We start from the raw sequence: 19,359 nt of genomic DNA, 5'->3' as shown, positions 1-19,359 counted from the left end.
CCTTCCGACCCTCGGCGGGCGACGAACCGAGGGCTAGGCTCGCGCTCGTGACGAGCATCACGGGGCTCAGCCGCGCCGACGTGCGCGAGCGACGCGACCGCGGTGAGATCAACACGCTGCCGAACGACACCGGCCGCTCGCTCTGGCGCATCCTGCAGGCGAACCTCTTCACGCTCTTCAACGCGATCGTCGGCGGCAGCTTCCTCGTGCTGCTCGTGCTCGGCTACTGGCAGGATGCCTTGTTCGGCTTCTTCGTCATCGCCAACGTCGCCATCGGGGTCGCGCAGGAGTTCCGGGCCAAGGTGACCCTCAGCCGGCTGGCGGTGCTCAACGCTCCGCGGGCGAGAGTCTTGCGCCGAGCATCCGCCGACGGAGACGGCGAGGTGGCGGAGGTCGCCATCGCCGACGTCGTGCTCGATGACGTGCTCGCGCTGAGCGCGGGCGACCAGGTCGTCGCCGACGCCGTCGTGCTCGAGGCGTCGGGGCTCGACGTCGACGAGTCGCTGCTGACCGGCGAGGCCGACCCGGTGCCGTCGCCCGCGGGCCGCGAGCTGCTGTCGGGGTCGACGGTCGTCGGCGGCAGCGGGCTCGCGCGGGTGATCCGCGTCGGCGCCGACTCGTACGCGAGCCGCATCACCGCCGAGGCGAAGCAGTTCTCGCTCGTCGGCAGCGAGCTGCGCGACTCGATCGCGCGCATCATCCGCTGGATCAGCATCGGCCTGCTGCCGGTCGGCGCGATCGTCGTCAACGGGCAGATGCAGGCGGTCGGCGGGTGGGAGGTCGCCCTGTCGTCGGGGGCCTGGCGCGAGGCGGTCGTCGCCGCGACCGCGAGCATCATCGCGATGGTGCCGCAGGGGCTCGTGTTCATGACGTCGGTCGCGCTCGCCGTCGGCGCCGTGAAGCTGTCGCGCCGCGAGGTGCTCGTGCAGGAGCTCGCCGCCGTCGAGGGCCTCGCCCGCGTCGACATGCTCTGCCTCGACAAGACGGGCACGCTCACCGAGGGCGGGCTCGCGCTCGACGGTGTCGAGGACGCCCCGGGTGCGGCCTCGGGCGAGGCGCTGCGCGCGGCGCGGGATGCTGCGCTCGCGTGCTTCGCGGACGATCGCGACGCCAACGCCACGGCCCGCGCGCTCGGCGAGCGCTTCGGTGCGCGCGGGGGCTCGGCCTCCGCTTCCGCGGTCGACCCGGCTCTCGCCCCATCGGCACCGAGCGTCGCGGCGCTGCCGGCGATCGTCGCGCGCGTGCCGTTCTCGTCGCTGCGCAAGTGGAGCGCCGCGCAGCTCGCCGACCCCGCCGGCAGCTGGCTGCTCGGCGCCCCCGACATCGTGCTCGCGCGGGTGGACGGGTCGGCGGGCGACGGCGTGGCGGTCGACGCCACGCTCACGCGGTGCCGCGAGCTCGCCGCGAGCGGGCTGCGCACGCTCGTGCTCGCGCGCTCGAGCGCCCCGCTCACGACGGCGGCCGGCGACGGAGCCGACGAGCACGGGGTGATCGAGGCGCGCGAGGCCGCCCTCCCTGCCGGGCTCGAGCCGGTGGCGGTCGTCACGTTCCGCGAGCGGGTGCGGGGGGATGCGCACGAGACGCTGCAGTACTTCCGCGAGCAGGGAGTGAGCATCCGCATCATCTCGGGCGACGACCCGCGCACGGTCGCCGCCGTCGCGCGGGAGGCGGGCGTCGACCACGTCGGCGACGGCTTCGACGCGCGGCAGCTGCCCGAGGGAGTCGCCGCGCTCGACGACGTCATGGGGCGCGAGCACGTGTTCGGCCGCGTGAGCCCCGAGCAGAAGAAGGCGATGGTGAAATCGCTGCAGCGGCTCGGCTACACCGTCGCGATGACGGGCGACGGTGTCAACGACGCGCTCGCGCTCAAGCACGCCGACTTAGGGATAGCGATGGGGTCGGGGGCGCCGGCGACGCGGGCGGTCGCGCGCCTCGTGCTGCTCGACGGGCAGTTCAGCCGACTTCCGCGCATCGTCGCCGAGGGGCGGCAGGTGATCGCGAACGTCGAGCGGCTGGCGAAGCTGTTCCTGTCGAAGACGGTCTACGCGATCCTGTTCGCGGTCGTGTTCGGGGCGCTGCTGTGGCCGTTTCCGTTCCTGCCGCGGCAGCTGTCGATCGTCGACGGACTCACGATCGGACTGCCCGCGATCGTGCTCGCCCTGCTGCCCAACGCGCGCGTGTACCGGCCCGGATTCCTGCGGCGGGCGGCGAGGTTCTGCATCCCCTCGGGCGTGCTCGTCGCCGCGACCGTCATCGGCGTGGTCGCGTACGCGTACGCGGTCGTGGATGCTCCCGCCGACGAGGTGCAGACGACCGCGGTCATCACGCTCACGCTCTCGGCGCTGTGGGTGCTCGTGATCCTCGCGCGGCCGCTGTCGCGCGTGACGCTGCCCATCGTGCTCGCCGCGTACGCCGGGCTCGTGGTCGTGCTGTCGATCCCGATCGCCGTCGACTTCCTGCAGCTCGCCTCGCCGCCGCCGACGGGGCTGCTCGTCGTCGCGGTGGGCGCATCCGCCGCCTGCTCGCTCGCCCTCGAGGTGCTGCACCGCCTGATCGCCCGCGCGACCCGCTGACCCGTGCGGCCTGTCGGCCCGCGGCGACGATGCGCCAGTTCGATGACACTGCGCCACATCAAAGCCGCGCATCGTCACCAGACCTGCGCACTCACGCGCGCGGGGAGTGGAGGGCAGCGAGCATCCGCATACATGACGGACGGCCCCCGCCTCCACCCGACGAGGGCCGTCCGTGTCGTTCCGGGGCGGGAGGACCAGGCTTCCCCCCGCCCCGAACCTGAGCCGGGCTGCCGCACGACGGGCGACGAGCCCGTCGCGCGGCCATCCGGTGCCGCGTTCTAGTGCGCGACCGACTTCTCGGCGCCGACGCCCGTGAGCGACCGCACCTCCATCTCGGTCTGCTTCTCCAGGCTCTCCTTCTTCTTGTCGAGCACCGACCCGAGCCAGCCGAGGAAGAAGGCGAGCGGGATCGACACGATGCCGGGGTTCGACAGCGGGAAGACCGCGAAGTCGACCCCCTGCAGCATCGACTTCTCGCCGCCGGAGACGACCGGCGAGAGCGAGATGAGGATGATCGCCGAGGCGAGGCCGCCGTACATGCTCCACAGCGCGCCCTGGGTGGTGAAGTTCTTCCAGAACAGCGAGTAGACGATCGTGGGCAGGTTCGCCGACGCCGCGACCGCGAAGGCCAGGGCGACGAGGAACGCGACGTTCTGCCCGTTCGCGCCGATGCCGCCGAGGATGGCGACGATGCCGATGACGACGACCGTGCGGCGCGCGACCTTGACCTCGGCGCCCGGGGCCGGGTTGCCCTTCTTGACGACGCTCGCGTAGATGTCGTGCGAGAAGGACGCCGCGGCGGTGATGGTCAGGCCGGCGACGACCGCGAGGATCGTCGCGAACGCGATCGCCGAGATGATGCCGAGCAGCACCGAGCCGCCGAGCTCGAACGCGAGCAGCGGGGCGGCCGAGTTGGCTCCGCCGGGCGCGGCGGCGATGCGCTCCGCGCCGATGAGGGCGGATGCTCCGTACCCGAGCACGAGCGTGAACAGGTAGAAGATGCCGATGAGCCAGATCGCCCAGACGACGCTCTTGCGGGCCTCCTTCGCCGTCGGCACCGTGTAGAAGCGCATGAGCACGTGCGGCAGAGCCGCGGTGCCGAGCACGAGCGCGAGGCCGAGCGAGAGGAAGTCGAGGCGCGTGATGTCGCTCAGCCCGTACTGCAGGCCCGGGGCGAGGATCGCCGGGTTGCCCGAGGTCTCGACCGCGCTGTCGAGCAGCGTCGAGAGGTTGAACCCGTTGATCGCGAGCACCCAGATCGTCATGACGCCGGCGCCCGCGATGAGAAGGCCCGCCTTGATGATCTGCACCCACGTGGTGCCCTTCATGCCGCCGACGAGCACGTAGAGGATCATGAGCGCACCGACCACGGCGATGACGACCGACTGGCCGACGCGGTCGTTGATGCCGAGCAGCAGCGCGACGAGGCCGCCGGCTCCCGCCATCTGCGCGAGCAGGTAGAAGAAGCAGACCACGAGCGTCGAGATCGCCGCGGCGATGCGCACCGGGCGCTGCTTGAGGCGGAAGGCCAGGACGTCGGCCATCGTGAACTTGCCCGTGTTGCGCAGCAGCTCGGCGACGAGCAGCAGCGCGACGACCCACGCGACGAGGAACCCGATCGAGTAGAGGAAGCCGTCGTAGCCGTTGATCGCGATCGCGCCGACGATGCCGAGGAACGACGCGGCCGAGAGGTAGTCGCCCGCGATGGCCGAGCCGTTCTGCCCGCCCGAGAACGAGCGGCCGGCGGCGTAGTAGTCGGCGGCGGTCTTGTTGTTCCGCGAGGCGCGGAACACGATGACCATCGTGATCGCGACGAAGAGGCCGAAGATCGCGATGTTGAGGACGGGGTCGCCGGGGGCGGCCGGAGCGGTGACAGCGAGGTGCAGCATCAGCGCACGCCCTCCTTGGTCTCGAGACGGTCGCGGATGGCCGCCGCGTCGGGGTCCAGCTGCTTGTTGGCGTACGAGACGTAGATCATCGTCACCGCGAAGGTCGTGACGATCTGCGAGAGTCCGAGCAGGATGCCGATGTTGACGCGGCCGAATACGGGCGTCGCCATGAAGTCGGGCGCGTACCCGGCGAGCAGCACGTACGTGAAGTACCAGAGCAGGCAGGCCGCGGTCACGGGAAGCACGAAGCCGCGGTGCTTGCGCTTGAGCCGGCGGAACTGCTCCGAATCCTGCGTCTCTCGGAACACCGCGGCCGAATGGCCGGACGAGTGCTCCACGTTCAGGGCGTCGTTGCCCATGGGTTCTCCTCGAGAGGTCGCGGCAGCGACGACGGCGACGCTGCCGATTGGTGACGGAACGCCCGCCAGCATCCCCCGAACGCGGGGCCCCGTCATCGGGATGCGCGCTCGTCGTCGCCGGGCGGCGTCGTGCGTGCGACGAACGGCGATCCGGCCGCCGTCGGCCGCGCACCCGGCCGCCCCGCATCGCCTACCGTGGTGCCGTGACCGCGTCCGTCCTGCTCGCCCTCGCCATCGGCGTGCTCGTCGGCATCGCCGCCGCGGTGCTGCTCGTCGTCGCGTGGCGGGTCGTGCGCCTCTCGCGCGAGATGGGCACGGCGGCCGAGCGCGCGACCTACTCGACCCTGCACCTCGCGAGCCAGGCGGCGACGCACGTGCGCGGCGGACTCGACACGGGCGACCCGCAGCGCGCCGTCCGCCCGCTGCGCCAGCTGCTCGACTGCCGCGTCCTCGCCCTCGCCGACGACCACGGAGTCCTCGCCATCGATGCCGGCCCCGCCGACCAGCGGCTCGCCGAGCACCTGCGCGAGACGGCCGAGGGGCTCGCGGCCGAGGTGCGCGCCGGCGACCGGCCGCAGGTCTTCCGCGGCATCGACCCGACCGGCAGGGGGATCCAGGCGACGGACGCCGTGGCCGCCCCGATCATCGCCGGCGACCGCACCGCGGGGGCGATCGTCGCGTTCTCGCCCACGGTCCGTCCGGGGCTCGTGCGCGCGACGGGCGAGGTGGCCGAGTGGCTCGCGGCGCAGCTCGAGCTCGGCGAGCTCGACGCGAGCCGCGCCGCGCTCGCCGAGGCCGAGGTGAAGGCGCTGCGCAGTCAGATCAGCCCGCACTTCATCTACAACGCGCTCACGGCGATCGCCAGCACGATCACCACGAACCCGCCGCGGGCGCGCGACCTCGTTCTCGAGTTCGCCGACTTCACGCGGTACTCCTTCCGCCGGCAGGGCGACTTCACGACGCTCGCCGACGAGCTGCGCAGCGTCGACAGCTACCTGCAGCTCGAGCGTGCACGCTTCGGCGAGCGCCTGACCCTCACGCTGCAGGTCGCGCCCGAGGTGCTCAGCACGGTCATCCCGTTCCTGAGCGTGCAGCCGCTCGTCGAGAACGCCGTGCGGCACGGCCTGGAGCCGAAGCCCGACGGCGGCAGCATCACGATCCGGGCGAGCGACGCGGGCGCGTTCGCGCTCATCGAGGTCGAGGACGACGGGGTCGGGATCGATCCCGAGCGCCTGCGGGGCATCCTCGCCGGGCGGCCGTCGGCCGATCACGTGGGCGTTCGCAACGTGGATGCCCGGCTGCGGCAGCTCTACGGCGACGAGCACGGGCTCGTGGTCGAGACGAACCTCGATGCGGGCACGCTCGTGAGCATGCGCGTGCCGAAGTCGCAGCCGCAGAACACGACCGCCCCCGGCCCGAGCAGCTGACGCAGTGCGAGGATGTGAGCCGTGACCGACCCGATGACCGTGCTCGTCGCGGACGACGAGCAGCCGGCGCTCGATGAGCTCGCGTACCTGCTCGGGCACGACGAGCGCATCGGCACGATCCACCGCGCGTCGAACGGCGCCGACGCCCTGCGCATCCTCACGCAGGAGACGATCGACGCCGTGTTCCTCGACATCCACATGCCGGGCCTGAGCGGCATCGACCTCGCCCGCGCGGTCGGCCACTTCGACCGCCGCCCGCCGTTCGTGTTCGTCACCGCCGACGAGGAGCGCGCGCTGGAGGCCTTCGACCTCTCGGCGGTCGACTACGTGCTGAAGCCCGTGCGCTCGGAGCGGCTCGCGCGCGCCGTGGGGCGGCTGCTGGATGCGCGTGCGGCGAGTTCGATCGAGTCGAGCGCCGACGCGCCCGCCGCGGCAGCGCCCGTCACCGCGCCCGCGGCACCGCCCACGGCGAGCACCCCCGCCCTCGTCGCCGTGAGCCTCGGCGGCACGACGCGCATGATCCGGCAGGACTCGATCCAGTTCGTGCAGGCGCAGGGCGACTACGCGCGCCTTCACACCGACGACGGCAGCTACCTGGTGCGCGTGCCCATGAGCGACCTCGAGCGGCAGTGGTCGGCCGCCGGCTTCGTGCGGATCCACCGCTCGTACCTCGTGTCGCTCACCCACGTGTCGCGCCTGCGCCTGGGGGCGAGCAGCCCGACCGTGCTCGTCGGCGGCACCGAGCTGCCCGTGAGCCGTCGCCTGCTGCCCGCCCTGCGCGACCGCGTCGCCGCCAACCGCATCCGGCCGCGGGCGTGAGCGAGGCGCACGAGCAGCCGGCGCCCGCGTCGAGCCCCGGCCCCGCGCGGCCCGAGCGCGTGCGGGTGACGGCGCCGAGACCCGGCGAGCCCATCGCGGCCCCGGCGGAGCATCCGTCGATCGAGCGCAGCGACACGGCGACCGTCTACGTGCGCTCGCTCATCCGGTCGCAGCTGCGCCTCGCGATCATCTGCGCGAGCGGCTTCATCGTGAGCCTCGGGATGCTCTGGCTCGTCCTCGCCGCCGCCCCCGCCCTCGACGCGGTCGTCATCGTCGGCGCCCCCGCGTCCTGGCTGCTGCTGGCGTTCGGGGCCTACCCGGCCATCCTCGCGTTCGCCGTCATCTTCGTCGTCGCGAGCACCCGCAACGAGGCCGGCTACCGCTCGCTCATGAGCTCGGGGGCGGAGCCGTGAACCCCGTCCTCGGGTACGTCGCGATCGCCGCGGTCACGATCGCGACGGCCCTCATCGGCTTCTTCGGGCTGCGCATATCGCGCACGACGCAGGACTTCTACGTCGCCTCGCGCACCGTCCGTCCCTGGTGGAACGCGTCGGCGATCGGCGGAGAGTACCTGTCGGCGGCGAGCGTGCTCGGCATCGCGGGGCTGATCCTGCTGCAGGGGACGGGCGGGCTGTGGTTCCCGATCGGGTACACGGCCGGCTACCTCATGCTGCTGCTGTTCGTCGCGGCGCCGCTTCGGCGGTCGGGGGCGTACACGATCCCCGACTTCACGGGCGCGCGACTCGAGTCGCTCGCCGTGCGGCGCCTCACGACGGTGCTCGTGATCCTCATCGGGTGGTTCTACATCGTGCCGCAGCTGCAGGGCGCGGCGCTCACGATCCGCATCACGACCGGGCTGCCGTCGTGGATGGGCGCCGTCGCGGTGTCGATCATCGTGGGTCTCATCGTCGCCGCGGGCGGCATGCGCTCCATCACGTTCGTGCAGGCGTTCCAGTTCTGGCTCAAGCTCACGGCGATCGCCGTGCCGGCCGTCCTGCTGCTCATCACGGTGGGCCGCGATGGCGGACCGGCCGTCGACGCGGCGGTCGCGTTCCCGGCGGCGCTGGGCCCCGCATCCCTCGACGCGTACTCGACGGTGTCGCTCGTCATCGCGCTGCTGCTCGGCACGATGGGCCTGCCGCACGTGCTCGTCCGCTTCTATACGAACCCCGACGGCGCGGCGGCGCGGCGCACGACCCTCATCGTGCTCGGGCTGCTGTCGGTGTTCTACGTCTTCCCGACGGTCATCGGGCTGCTGGGCCGAGCGCTCGCCCCCGAGCTCGCGAGCTCGGGCGAGGCCGACGCCCTCGTGCTGCTGCTCCCCGGCATGGTCATCGGCGGGCTGCTCGGCGACGTGCTCACCGCGCTCGTCATCGCGGGAGCCTTCGGCGCCTTCCTCTCGACGACCTCGGGCCTCGTCGTCTCGCTCGCCGGCGTCATCTCGCAGGAGCTCGCGGGCGGCTCGGTGCGCGGCTTCCGCATCGCGGCGATCGCCTCCTCGCTCGTGCCGCTCGCCGTCGCGCTCGCGCTCGAGCCGGGCGGGCTCGCCGGCAGCGTCGGGCTCGTGTTCGCCTTCACGGCGTCGACCCTGTGCCCGGTGCTCGTGCTCGGCATCTGGTGGCGGGGGCTGACGGCGCGCGGCGCAATCGTGGGGATGCTCGGGGGCGCCCTCTTCTGCGGCACAGCGATCCTGCTCGGGCCGCTCCTGGCGGCTGGCGGGGGCTGGCCGTCGGGCGTGCTGGCCGCGCTCGCTCAGCCCGCGGCGTGGACGGTGCCTCTCGCGTTCGCCCTCACCGTGGTCGTGTCGCGCCTCGACCGGCGCCGCGCGCCCCGCGGAGCCGACCGCGTCCTCGCGCGGCTGCACGCGCCCGAGCCCGTCGCGTAGTCGCGGTGCCGCCGCGATCAGCCGGCGCGCGCCCTCAGCCCGCCCGGCGCGGCCAGCGCAGTCGGCGCTGCGCGAGCAGCACGCCGACGATCACGAGCAGCGCGCCGACGGGCTCGTTCCACACGAGCACCTCGCCGAGCACGACGATGCCGAGCAGGACCCCGACGACGGGCGTGATGTACGTGACGGTCGCGGCCCGGGTGGCCCCCCATGCGCGCACGACGTTCTGATTCCACACGTAGGCGAAGCCGGTGCCGAGAGCTCCGAGCAGCACGATCGCGACGATCACCGACGCGTCGAGCGTCATCGGCGAGGGGCTCACGACGGGCGCGAGCGCGAGCAGCACCACGGCCGCGATGCCGATGTAGACGAACGTGAACGACACCGCCGAGACGCCCGTGCCGGTGAGGAAGCGCCGCATGTACGACAGGCTGAACCCGTAGCAGGCGGTCGCCCCGAGCATCGCGAGCTGCGGCACGAGGTCGCCGCCGAGCTCGATGCCGCGCCACGGCCCGATGATGACGATCACCCCGACGATGCCGATCGCGATGCCGATGACCTGCGCGCGCGTGAGCCGCTCGACCCGCAGCACGAGGGCGGCGATGATCGCCGTCATGATCGGCGTCGTCGCGTTGTAGACGCTCGCGAGCCCCGAGGCGACGTACTGCTGCGCCCACGCGAACAGCAGGTACGGCAGCACGCAGAACGTCACGCCGACGACGGCGAGGTGCCCGTAGATGGGCCCCCAGGCGGGCAGTCGGTCGCGGGTGACGAGGACGATGAGCCCGAGCGTGAGCGCTCCGAGCAGAGCCCGGCCGGCGGCGACCTGCACCGGCGTCATGCCGGTGAGCGCGATCGCGATGAACAGGAAGCTCGCGCCCCACACGAGCCCGCTGAGCGCGAACTGCGTCGCGACCCAGCCCTCGCGGGGCGCGGCGGATGCCCGCGGCGCGTCGGTCGTGTCGGTCACGCCCCGACGCTAGCGCCTCGCCACGACGCCGGCTGCCGCTCGCGAGCGCGACGGCCGAAAGCCGCCGCCGCTACGCCTGCGGCGCCCCCGGCTCGGTCGAGATCGTGCCCGTCGAGGCGATCTGCTCGTGGTGGTGGATCACCTCGGCGACGATGAAGCTCAGGAACTTCTCCGCGAACGCGGGGTCGAGCTCGGCCTCCTCGGCGAGGGCCCGCAGCCGCGCGATCTGGATGCGCTCGCGGTCAGGGTCGGAGGCGGGCAGGCCGACGGCGGCCTTGAGGCGTCCGACGGTCTGCGTGCACTTGAACCGCTCGGCGAGCAGGTGCACGAGCGCCGCGTCGATGTTGTCGATGCTCTTGCGCAGCGAGCCGAGCTCGCCGAGGGCCGCGTCGTCCATGCTCCGAGCGTATCCCGCGCGGGGCTCGGCGACGCCCCGTCCGAGGCGGCGCTCCGTCGGGGGCCTCAGTCCTCGGCGATCTCGGTCTCGGCGCGCTGCGCCCAGACGTCGAGCTCCTCGCGCTCGATCGCGCGGATCGCCTCGTCGACCTCCGCCGGCGTCACGAGCCCGTCGGCGACGGCCCGTTCGACGTCGCCCTCGCTCAGCAGCACCGCGGCCAGCAGGACGCCGCGCGCGCTCAGGTCGCTCGGCAGCTCGCGCACGAGCGTCGGGTGCGGGCTCGGAGCGGCCTCGGCCTCACCCGCGCAGCCCGCGAGCGCGATCGCGGCGAGCAGCGCCATCGATGCGGCGAGGGATGCCCTCGCCCGCATCACTTCCCGCCGGGCTTGCCGGCGTGGTCGGGCTTGCCGCCCCCGCCGCCGTTGCCCGAGCCACCGACCTTGTCCGGCTTGCCGGGCTTCTCCGGCTTCCCGGGCTTGCCGGGCTTGCCGGCGCTGCCGGTGTCGGACGGCGACTCGGCGTCCGCGTCGGTCGACTCCTCGTCGGCGCCGAGCTTCGTCATGGCGCGCTCGAGGCGGGCGGCGTCGCGGTCCGCGACGCGCGCCTGCGTGCGGTCGAGCTTGTCGATCGCCTTCGAGAGACGTCGGTCGAGCTCCTCCTGCGCGGCGGCGCGGTCCTCCTCGGGGAGGGCGGCGATGGCCGCGCTCTGCGACTCGAGGAACTCCACGAGCGTCTCGGCGAACGCGACCTGCAGGCGCCCGGAGAACGCGACGGCGCAGTCGCCCTTGCCGCCCTCGGCCTCGGCGCGGCAGGCGTCGAACTCGGTCTTGACCTCGGCGAAGGCCGTGCGCCAGAGCTCGGCGCGCTCGTTCCAGGCGAGGAAGGACTCCTCGAGCTCCTCATCGGTCGACTCGGCGTCGCCGCCCTCGGCCTCGTCGCCCTCGGCGTCGTCGCCGTCCGTGACTCCGTCGTCCTCGAGGGCGTCATCGAGCGCGTCATCCTCGACCAGGTCGTCGACGAGCTCCTCGCTCGCCTGCACTCCGAGCGATGAGAGCGCCGTCTCGACGGTCGTACGGACGTCCGACGCGTACGCCGCCGTCCCGATCCCTCCGATGACGAGCACGGCCGCGGCGGTGCCGGCGGCGAGCGCAGTGAGTCCCCGATTCCCCATGGCCGCATGGTACGCCTCGCGGCGAGGCGCTCGCGTTCCCGCGAACGGGGGTCACCGTACCTGCGGATCCCGGCTCCGGCAACGGGGTGGGGGCGACGGATGCTCGGGGTTACGGTTCCGCGCATGACTGATCACGCCGCATCCCCCGACCCGTCGACCGCGTCGACCCTCATCGAGCGCATCGCGCTCAGCCACCCCCGTTCCGGCGCGGAGGGCCGCGCGTACGCCGAGGCGCTGCAGGCTCTCGCCGACTGCGCGACCGCGTGCACGGTGTGCGCCGACGCGTGCCTGAGCGAGGAGGACCCGACCGCGATGCTCGAGTGCGTGCGCGTCGACCTGCTGTGCGCCGCGATCTGCGCGGCCACGACGCAGGCCGTGGCCGGCGCGCCCGAGGAGCACTCGTCGATCATGCGCGCCCAGCTGCGGGCGTGCATCGAGGCCTGCCGCTCGTGCGCCGAGGAGTGCGAGCAGCACGCCGGCCACCACGAGCACTGCACGCTGTGCGCCGAGGCGTGCCGCCGCTGCGAGAAGGCCTGCGAGGCGCTGCTCGCCGTCATCGGCCGCTGACGCGGCGACGAGGCATCTCGCCCTCACGACGAGCGGCGCGGACCCCGACAGCTCGGGAGTCCGCGCCGCTCGCGCCGGGGAGCCGGTGTCAGTGAGCGTTCTCGAGCTCGCGGGCTCCGCGGCCGTCGGCGGGGACGTCGACATCGCGCAGCGCCAGGGCGGCCGCGCTCAGCACGCCGTCCTGCTCGATGAGCTCGCACGGGCGCAGGGCGCTCTCGGCGTGCATCCACGCGTCGAGGGTGTGGGCGGCGGCCAGGTGGTCGACGAGTCGACGCGCGTCGCGGGCGAACCGACGGGCGTCGGTGCGCACGGGGGCGGCGGCGTCGTCCACTGCCAGCTCGACGCCGAGGCGCCCGGCCGCGGCGACGATGCAGCCCGCGAGCGGAGGCAGCTGGGCGGCGACCGCGGAGCGCCCGCGCAGGGCCGTGGCGGCGAGCATCGTCGCCGTCGTGCGCGCCGTGATCACCCGGACGTCGACGGCGTCGACGTAGTGCCCGGGCGAGCAGTCGAGCCCCGCGCCCTCGAGGGCGGTGGCGAGCTCGGGCATCGACTCGCACGTCGCCGAGACGGCGGCGATGGCGAGGAACTCGTCGAGCTCGGCGGTCGTCGCCTCTGCGGCGAGGAAGGCGGCGAGGCGGTCGGTGCCGTCGGCCACGATCGGCGCGCGCGACAACCGGTCGCGCAGGGCCTCCTCGAGCGCCGACTCGAGAGTCCGGCGCACGTCGGCGAGGATGCCGTCGTCGGCCCAGCGCGGGTCGACGCCGACGATGCCGCCGTCGCCGAGCGCGTGGAGGAAGAGGAGCGCGAGCTGCAGGTCGTCGTCGGTCAGGATGTCGCGGCTGTTGATGACGGCGCGCTCGACCTGAGCATCCAACGACGAGACGATCGGGGGAAGGTCGATCGGGCCGGTGACGACGGCGACGACCGCGGCGCTCACGGGGCCGCGAGGAGTGGGGATGGCCATGGGGGCGCGCGTCGAGCGCGCGGCGGGGGCGATGCGGGTGGTCATAGTAGCGACGGTAGGTGCGCGCAAGAATGGCGAACAGGGGATTGACAGGCGTGCGACGCTTCGATGAGGTCGGGTGTGCGCGCGGAGCAGTCGACCTCCGCGCCCCCGATCGGAAGGACCCCTGGATGACCGAGCCCGCCCGTGCGGAGCCCACCGTCTCGGTCGTGATCCCGGTGCGCGACGACGCCGGCTACCTCGAGCGGTGCCTGCGCGCTCTCGCGGTGCAGACGTCTCCGCCGCTCGAGATCGTGGTCGTCGACAACGGCAGCACCGATGAGAGCGCGGCCGTCGCTCGGCGTCACGGGGCTCGCGTCGTCGAGCAGCTCCAGGTGGGCATCCCCATCGCGAGCGCGACCGGGTACGACGCCGCGGTCGGCGACATCATCGCGCGCCTCGATTCCGACAGTCGGCCCGGGCCCGAGTGGGTCGCCACGGTGCAGCGGCTGTTCGCCGAGCATCCGGAGGCGGACGCGCTCACCGGCAGCGGTCTGCTCGAGACGGACGAGGGCGAGTCGCAGCCCGTGCGGTCGCGCCTCTACCTCGGGCCGTACTTCGTGCTCGTGCGCTGGGCGCTCGCGAACCTGCCCGTGTTCGGGTCGGCGATGGCGCTGCGGCGCTCGGTGTGGGAGCGCGTCGGCGACGAGGTCTGCCGGCACGACGCCGACGTGCACGACGACATGGATCTCAGCGTGCACCTCGGCCCGGACGCGATCGTGCTCTTCGACGACCGGCTCACGCTCCCCGTCTCGGCGCGCCCGCTCGAGCACGTGCCGTCGATGCTGCGCCGCGGCTGGCGCGGCATGTACACGCTCGCGCGGCACTGGCCGCAGGAGCACCCGCTCGGGCGGCACGTGCGCCGCCTGCGCGCTCAGCGCTCGGTGCGGCGGCGCGCGGCCCTGAGTGCGGCGTCGCGCGTCGCCTGAGTCGCGACCGGCTCAGTCGAGCAGGTCGTGCCGCGCGATGATCGCATCGCGGCCGGGGCCCACTCCGATCGCGGAGATGCGCGCGCCGCTCATCGCCTCGATCGCGAGCACGTAGTCCTGCGCGTTCTTCGGGAGGTCCTCGAACGTGCGCGCGCCCGAGATGTCCTCCGACCAGCCGGGGAACTCCTCGTAGATCGGCGTCGCGTGGTGGAAGTCGCTCTGCGACACCGGCACTTCGTCGACCCGCACGCCGTCGACGTCGTAGGCGACGCAGACCGGGATCGTCTCGAGGCCGGTGAGCACGTCGAGCTTCGTCATCACGTAGTCGGTCACGCCGTTGATGCGCGCCGAGTAGCGGGCGATCGGGGCGTCGTACCAGCCGCAGCGGCGCGGGCGGCCCGTCGTCGTGCCGAACTCGTGGCCGTTGGCGCGGAGGAACTCGCCCCACTCGTCGAACAGCTCGGTCGGGAACGGGCCGGCGCCGACGCGGGTCGTGTACGCCTTGACGATTCCGATGACGCGGTCGATGCGGTTGGGCGCGATGCCTGAGCCTGTCGCGGCGCCGCCGCTCGTCGCGCTCGAGGACGTGACGAAGGGGTAGGTGCCGTGATCGACGTCGAGCATCGTGGCCTGACCGCCCTCGAAGAGCACGGTCTCGCCGCGCTCGAGCGCCTGGTGCAGCTCGAGAGCCGTATCGACGACCATGGGTCGCAGCCGGTCGGCGTACGACAGCAGGTCGCTGACGATCTCGTCGACCGTGATCGCGCGGCGGTTGTAGACCTTCACGAGCAGGTGGTTCTTCTGGTCGAGCGCGCCCTCGACCTTCTGCCGCAGGATGTTCTCGTCGAAGAGATCCTGCATGCGGATTCCCACGCGGTTGATCTTGTCGGCGTACGTCGGGCCGATGCCGCGGCCGGTCGTACCGATCTGGCGCTTGCCGAGGAAGCGCTCGGTGACCTTGTCGAGCGTGCGGTGGTAGTGCGTGATCACGTGCGCGTTGGCGCTGATGCGCAGCTTCGACACGTCGACGCCGCGCGCGCTGAGCGCCTCGAGCTCCTCGAAGAGCACCTCGATGTCGATGACGACGCCGTTGGAGATGACGGGCGTCACGCCCGGGGTGAGAATGCCGCTCGGCAGCAGGTGCAGGGCGTACTTCTCGTCGCCGATGACGACCGTGTGCCCGGCGTTGTTGCCGCCGTTGAACTTGACGACGTAGTCGATGCGGCCGGCGAGGAGGTCGGTCGCCTTGCCCTTGCCCTCGTCGCCCCACTGGGCGCCGATGATGACGGCGGCTGGCATAGGGGGTCCCTTCGGATCGGAATGGGATTGCACCCCAGCCTATCGGGGTGCCGCGCGGCTCAGCCGAGCCACTGGCCGCGCGCGGGCGCGCGGTCCGCCGCCGCGAGGGTGCCGGGCGCGATCGCGAGGCGAGCCTCGACGGCGGCGAAGACGATCTCATCGGCGGCCGCGGCATCCACCATGCCCATCGCGTGGTGCTGCACGGCCATGCCGTCGGCGAGCGCCGTGAGCATGCGCGAGTCGGCGTCGACGTCGAGGCTGGATGCGGCTCCCGCGGCGACCGCGCGCCGGATCACGTCGGCGAGGATCCGCTCGCAATCGCTGTGGTGACGCAGCACGGCGGCGGCGAGGGCGGGGTTGCGCGGGGCCTCGCTCCACGCGTCGATCCAGACGAGGTAGTGGTCCTCCGGGGTCGTGGAGAACCACGCGGCGAGCGCGGCGATCGGGTCGAGGCCCGCGAGCATGGCCTCGTCGCTCGCGAGCTCGGCGGTCACGGCGTGGTCGAAGGCCGCCGCGACGAGCTCGTCCCGGCTGGCGAAGTAGTGGCGGATCAGGCCGTGCACGATGCCGACCTCGGCCGCGACGTCGCGCAGCGTCACGCTCGCGAAGCCCTTGCGCGCGACCAGTCGCAGGGTCGCGCCGATGATCTGCTCGCGACGCTCCTCGGAGCTCTTCCGTTCGGCCACGGCTCGAGCATAGGCGCTCGTTGTCCGCGCGGATAAGGCGTGCTAGCGTTGTTGTCCAGTTGGACAATTTTGGAGCGGGAGAATGACGACCATGGAGCGGGCGATGACCGGAGCGAGCGCGGGCGATGATGCCGGCGGCGCACCCGACCGTCGCGCACGGCGCCTCGTGCCGAGCGTCGTCGCCGCGATGGTGCTGCTGTCGTCGGCCTCGTTCGTGATCTTCCCGCTCATCCCGTCGCTGCAGGGCTCGCTCGGAGTGAGCACCGCCGAGGTCGGCTACCTCGCCGCCGCCGGGTTCGCCGCCGCGCTCATCGCCGAGCTGCTCGTCGCGCCCGCCGCCGACCGCGGCCACGCGCGCCTCATGGCCGTCATCGGCGTGGCTCTCGTCGCTGGGTCGCTCGGGCTCAGCGCCGCCGCCACCGAGGGCTGGCAGCTCATCGTCGGCCGCGCGGTCGGCGGCTTCGGGTTCGGCATCTTCGTCATCGCCGCGAGCGCCCTCATCGTCCGCCACGACCACCGGCGCAGCGGCGAGCTGCTCGGCCGCCTCGGGGCCGCCGAGCTCGCGGGCATCGCCGTCGGGCCGCTCGCCTCGGGGCTCGCGCTGACCTTAGCCGGGCCGTCGGCGATCCTCGCCGTATCGGCCGTCGTCGTGCTCGTCGCCCTCGTGCCGGTGCTGGTCGGGTTCCGCGAGGCGAGCGCCTCGACGGCCGGGGGCCGCGTGCGCGGCGGCCACGGGCATCCGCGCACGGGGACCGGCGCCGGCGGCGACGCGACCCGCGGCGCTGACGTCGGCGACGAGCCGCACCCGCGCACCGGAGGCATCGCCGCGGGCGTGCTGGGCTTCGACGGCACCGACGCCGACCGCTCGCTGCGGTTCGGGTCGAGCGCTCCGAGGACGAGCCTCGACCTGCTGCGCTCGCCGCGCATCGTCGGCATCGTGCTGCTCTACGCGGCCGTCATGGTGCCCACCGGATCCTACGACGGCGTGTGGCCTCGCTTCATGGCCGACATCGGCGCCGACCCAGTGCTCACCGCGCTCAGCTACGCGCTCTTCGCCGTGCCCTACGTGCTCGTCGCCGGGTGGGCCGGGCGCCTCGCCGACCGCCGCGGCGGCGTCTCGGCGTACGCGCGCGGCATGCTCATCCTGCTGCCGATCGTCACGCTCTACGGTTTCGTCGCGAACCCGTTCATCGCGACCGGCATGGGCTTCGTCGAGTCGACGGGTCAGGCGCTCGCCTTCATCGGAGCGGCCGCCGCCATGGCGCACGCGGTCGACCCGGCCCGTGCGGGCTCGGCGCAGGGACTGCTGCGCGGCATCGGCCTCGGAGCGGCGACGATCGCGGCCGCCGTCTCGGGCCTCGCCTACGAGAGCGGCGGAGCCCTGCTGCTCTTCGGCGGCACCGCGGTCGCCGTGGCGGTCATCGCCGCGGTCGGGCTGCTGCTCGCGCGCACGCGTCGCGCCCGCTGAGCCGCGGCGGTGGCTGCGCACTACGCGCCGTCGCGCCCGCTGAGCAGCGGCGGTCGCTGAGCGGCGGCGCCTCTCGGCCGGCAGCGACCCCTGAGCCGGGCCCTGCGCGCCGGGCGGACATGCGCAACTCAGGAACGTCGCCCCTGGCCACCGACCGCGGCTCTCGTGCGGCCTGCGAATCCGCGCACGGCCACCGGCGTGCCGCATCGGCTTCCTGAGTTGCGCACACCCGCCTCCCGGGATCGCCGCGCGGGTCCTCCAGGGCTGCCGGCAGCAGGAACCAGGCGGCAGAGGATGCTCGGCGCACGCTCGGCGACGCCCCGCAGAATGGCGGGCATGGGCCGACAGCGCCAGCCGCGCAGCTCCGAGCGCGAGCGCGGCACCTCCCTCCAGCCGAGCACCTCAGCCGCCGAGCGCGCCGACAAGGCGTGCCGCTCGTGCGGGCGCCGCATGGAGTGGCGCGCCGCGTGGGCGAGGAACTGGGACGACGTGGCCTACTGCAGCGACGCCTGCCGGGCCAGGAAGGTGCGGCCGGTCGATCGCGCGCTCGAGGAGACCATCCGCCGCCTGCTGGGCGAGCGCGCCGCGACCGCGACGATCTGCCCGAGCGAGGCGGCGCGAGCGGTCGCCGCCGCGCAGGGTGACGCGAGCGACGACGCGTGGCGCGCGCTGATGGAGCCCGCGCGCCGCGCCGCTCGACGCCTCGTCGCGGCGGGCGAGGTCGAGATCACGCAGGGCGGCCGGGTCGTCGACCCGTCGACGGCGAAGGGCCCGATCCGCGTGCGCCGCGCCCGCTGAGGGAGCGCGCTCAGGGCGTGGCGACGTTCCCGAGCACTCCAGCCTGGAGCAGCACCACGAAGGCGATGACCACCACCGCGACGACGGCGATCAGGACGACGGGGCGCACCGCGCCCTACCGGATCCGCGTCTGCTGGTGCGCCGCCACCCGCCAGCGGCCCTCGACGTACGTGTAGGTCGTCGCCATCCGCCGCTCGAGCACCTGGCTGGCGCGGTGCGCGATCACCCGGTACACGAGCACCGCGGCGCGCTCGCCGAGGCGGACGATGCGGTGCTCGCTCATCGTGTACGAATCCCACGTCTGCCCCTCGAGGGCGGCGATCGCGGCGTCGCGCTCGATGATGCCGTCCTCGACGATGAGCACGCCGTCGGGGGTCATCGCGTGGTGGTAGAAGGTTCCGCCGTCACCGCGGCAGACCGCATCCCACCCCTCGTGCTCCTGGTGGATGAGCTGGGCGGGNCCCGCCGCGTGCACCCGCACCCACTCGTGCATGACGACCGCGGCGGCGGCGCTCGCGTTGATCGACCGCGTCGACCCGAACTGCCGGATCTCGACGACCCTGTCGGCCGCGGCGAGCGCCTCGTCCGAGAGGCCGGGGCCCTCCTGCCCGAACAGCAGCAGGCATTCGCGCGGCAGGGGCGCGGCATCCACCGGCACCGAACCGGCCACATTGTCGACCGCGACGATCGGCAGAGAGGATGCCCGGGCGAACGCCACGAGGTCGGCGATCGTCCCGTGGTGGGTCACGTGCTGGTAGCGGTCGGTGACCATCGCGCCCCGCTTGTTCCAGCGCCGGCGGCCGACGATGTGCACCTCCGCGGCGAGGAACGCGTTGGCGCTCCGCACGATCGAGCCGATGTTCATGTCGTGCTGCCAGTTCTCGATCGCGACGTGGAACGGGTGCCGGCGGGCGTCGAGGTCGGCGACGATCGCCTCCATGCTCCAGTAGCGGTAGCGGTCGATGACGTTGCGGGTGTCGCCGTCGCGCAGCAGCTCGGGGTCGAACTCGGGGCCGGTCGGCCACGGCTCGGGGTGCGGGCCGACGCCGTGCGTCGTGCGCTCGGGGTGCGGCTCGGGGTCGGTCACGGCTCCAGGCTAGAGCGCGGTACGGCGCCCGC

The 19,359-nt window shown here is 73.2% G+C and carries 19 protein-coding genes; 9 read left to right on the top strand and 10 right to left on the bottom strand.

Annotated elements, in window-relative coordinates; translation table 11 throughout:
- Positions 1 to 47 precede the first annotated feature (47 nt).
- Positions 48 to 2,573 carry an HAD-IC family P-type ATPase gene (locus ASG83_RS05410; RefSeq protein ID WP_055857889.1) on the top strand — a complete coding sequence of 842 codons (2,526 nt, stop codon included), beginning with the start codon at positions 48 to 50 and terminating at the stop codon, positions 2,571 to 2,573.
- A gap of 278 nt (positions 2,574 to 2,851) precedes the next feature.
- Here ASG83_RS05410 and ASG83_RS05405 read toward each other — a convergent pair whose 3' ends face one another.
- Positions 2,852 to 4,462: a cation acetate symporter gene (locus ASG83_RS05405; protein WP_055857887.1), complete on the bottom strand. Its 1,611-nt coding sequence runs from the start codon at positions 4,460 to 4,462 to the stop codon at positions 2,852 to 2,854.
- Positions 4,462 to 4,821 carry a DUF485 domain-containing protein gene (locus ASG83_RS05400; protein WP_055857885.1) on the bottom strand — a complete coding sequence of 120 codons (360 nt, stop codon included), beginning with the start codon at positions 4,819 to 4,821 and terminating at the stop codon, positions 4,462 to 4,464. Before ASG83_RS05400 ends, ASG83_RS05405 begins: the two co-directional genes overlap by 1 nt.
- Before the next feature lie 203 nt (positions 4,822 to 5,024).
- Here ASG83_RS05400 and ASG83_RS05395 point away from each other — a divergent pair, with 203 nt between their 5' ends.
- From ASG83_RS05395 to ASG83_RS05380, 4 genes are read left to right on the top strand one after another with little or no spacing between them, the layout of a single operon-like run.
- Positions 5,025 to 6,248 (top strand): histidine kinase, encoded by a 1,224-nt coding sequence (locus tag ASG83_RS05395; protein WP_055857883.1) that lies wholly within the window; start codon positions 5,025 to 5,027, stop codon positions 6,246 to 6,248.
- A 33-nt stretch (positions 6,249 to 6,281) separates the two neighbouring features.
- Positions 6,282 to 7,067 carry a LytTR family DNA-binding domain-containing protein gene (locus tag ASG83_RS05390; RefSeq protein ID WP_055859361.1) on the top strand — a complete coding sequence of 262 codons (786 nt, stop codon included), beginning with the start codon at positions 6,282 to 6,284 and terminating at the stop codon, positions 7,065 to 7,067.
- Positions 7,064 to 7,480, top strand: a complete 417-nt coding sequence (locus ASG83_RS05385; RefSeq protein ID WP_055857881.1) for a hypothetical protein — start codon at positions 7,064 to 7,066, stop codon at positions 7,478 to 7,480. Before ASG83_RS05390 ends, ASG83_RS05385 begins: the two co-directional genes overlap by 4 nt.
- A complete protein-coding gene (locus ASG83_RS05380; protein ID WP_055857879.1) occupies positions 7,477 to 8,952 on the top strand; it encodes a cation acetate symporter in 1,476 nt (491 codons plus the stop codon). Before ASG83_RS05385 ends, ASG83_RS05380 begins: the two co-directional genes overlap by 4 nt.
- Positions 8,953 to 8,986: 34 nt before the next feature.
- Here the strand turns inward: ASG83_RS05380 and ASG83_RS05375 are convergent, their stop codons facing one another.
- The 4 genes from ASG83_RS05375 to ASG83_RS05360 form a co-directional block, all read right to left on the bottom strand.
- Complete coding sequence (locus ASG83_RS05375) at positions 8,987 to 9,922, bottom strand: DMT family transporter (protein WP_055857877.1); 936 nt, start codon at positions 9,920 to 9,922, stop codon at positions 8,987 to 8,989.
- 70 nt (positions 9,923 to 9,992) lie between these two features.
- The gene (locus tag ASG83_RS05370; RefSeq protein WP_055857875.1) at positions 9,993 to 10,319 is read right to left on the bottom strand and encodes a chorismate mutase; all 327 of its coding nucleotides are present in this window, start codon (positions 10,317 to 10,319) and stop codon (positions 9,993 to 9,995) included.
- A 65-nt stretch (positions 10,320 to 10,384) separates the two neighbouring features.
- On the bottom strand, positions 10,385 to 10,693 hold the full coding sequence (locus ASG83_RS05365) for a hypothetical protein (protein WP_156376697.1): 309 nt from the start codon (positions 10,691 to 10,693) through the stop codon (positions 10,385 to 10,387).
- Entirely contained in the window at positions 10,690 to 11,490 is an 801-nt protein-coding gene (locus ASG83_RS05360; RefSeq protein WP_055857872.1) for a hypothetical protein, read from the bottom strand. Before ASG83_RS05360 ends, ASG83_RS05365 begins: the two co-directional genes overlap by 4 nt.
- Positions 11,491 to 11,613: 123 nt before the next feature.
- Between ASG83_RS05360 and ASG83_RS05355 the strand changes: the two genes are divergently transcribed.
- A complete protein-coding gene (locus tag ASG83_RS05355; RefSeq protein WP_082514795.1) occupies positions 11,614 to 12,057 on the top strand; it encodes a four-helix bundle copper-binding protein in 444 nt (147 codons plus the stop codon).
- Between the two features lie 88 nt (positions 12,058 to 12,145).
- Here the strand turns inward: ASG83_RS05355 and ASG83_RS05350 are convergent, their stop codons facing one another.
- Entirely contained in the window at positions 12,146 to 13,066 is a 921-nt protein-coding gene (locus tag ASG83_RS05350; protein ID WP_055857870.1) for a hypothetical protein, read from the bottom strand.
- A gap of 125 nt (positions 13,067 to 13,191) precedes the next feature.
- Between ASG83_RS05350 and ASG83_RS05345 the strand changes: the two genes are divergently transcribed.
- Complete coding sequence (locus ASG83_RS05345) at positions 13,192 to 13,989, top strand: glycosyltransferase family 2 protein (protein ID WP_055857868.1); 798 nt, start codon at positions 13,192 to 13,194, stop codon at positions 13,987 to 13,989.
- Between the two features lie 12 nt (positions 13,990 to 14,001).
- Here ASG83_RS05345 and ASG83_RS05340 read toward each other — a convergent pair whose 3' ends face one another.
- On the bottom strand, positions 14,002 to 15,288 hold the full coding sequence (locus tag ASG83_RS05340) for an adenylosuccinate synthase (protein ID WP_055857866.1): 1,287 nt from the start codon (positions 15,286 to 15,288) through the stop codon (positions 14,002 to 14,004).
- Between the two features lie 59 nt (positions 15,289 to 15,347).
- On the bottom strand, positions 15,348 to 15,974 hold the full coding sequence (locus tag ASG83_RS05335) for a TetR/AcrR family transcriptional regulator (RefSeq protein WP_055857864.1): 627 nt from the start codon (positions 15,972 to 15,974) through the stop codon (positions 15,348 to 15,350).
- Between the two features lie 103 nt (positions 15,975 to 16,077).
- Here ASG83_RS05335 and ASG83_RS05330 point away from each other — a divergent pair, with 103 nt between their 5' ends.
- Complete coding sequence (locus ASG83_RS05330) at positions 16,078 to 17,442, top strand: MFS transporter (protein WP_162253785.1); 1,365 nt, start codon at positions 16,078 to 16,080, stop codon at positions 17,440 to 17,442.
- A 336-nt stretch (positions 17,443 to 17,778) separates the two neighbouring features.
- Positions 17,779 to 18,240, top strand: coding sequence for a DUF3253 domain-containing protein (locus ASG83_RS05325; protein ID WP_055859355.1), 462 nt, complete (start codon positions 17,779 to 17,781; stop codon positions 18,238 to 18,240).
- A gap of 461 nt (positions 18,241 to 18,701) precedes the next feature.
- Here the strand turns inward: ASG83_RS05325 and ASG83_RS13155 are convergent.
- Positions 18,702 to 19,327: RNA methyltransferase (locus ASG83_RS13155; RefSeq protein WP_156711026.1), on the bottom strand; the 626-nt coding region annotated here is incomplete at its 3' end.
- Positions 19,328 to 19,359 lie beyond the last annotated feature (32 nt).

The sequence above is a fragment of the Yonghaparkia sp. Soil809 genome (assembly GCF_001429705.1).
GTDB lineage: Bacteria > Actinomycetota > Actinomycetes > Actinomycetales > Microbacteriaceae > Microcella.
The sequence above is the reverse complement of the archived record's forward strand: the minus strand, read 5'-3'. Positions and strand labels throughout refer to the sequence as shown.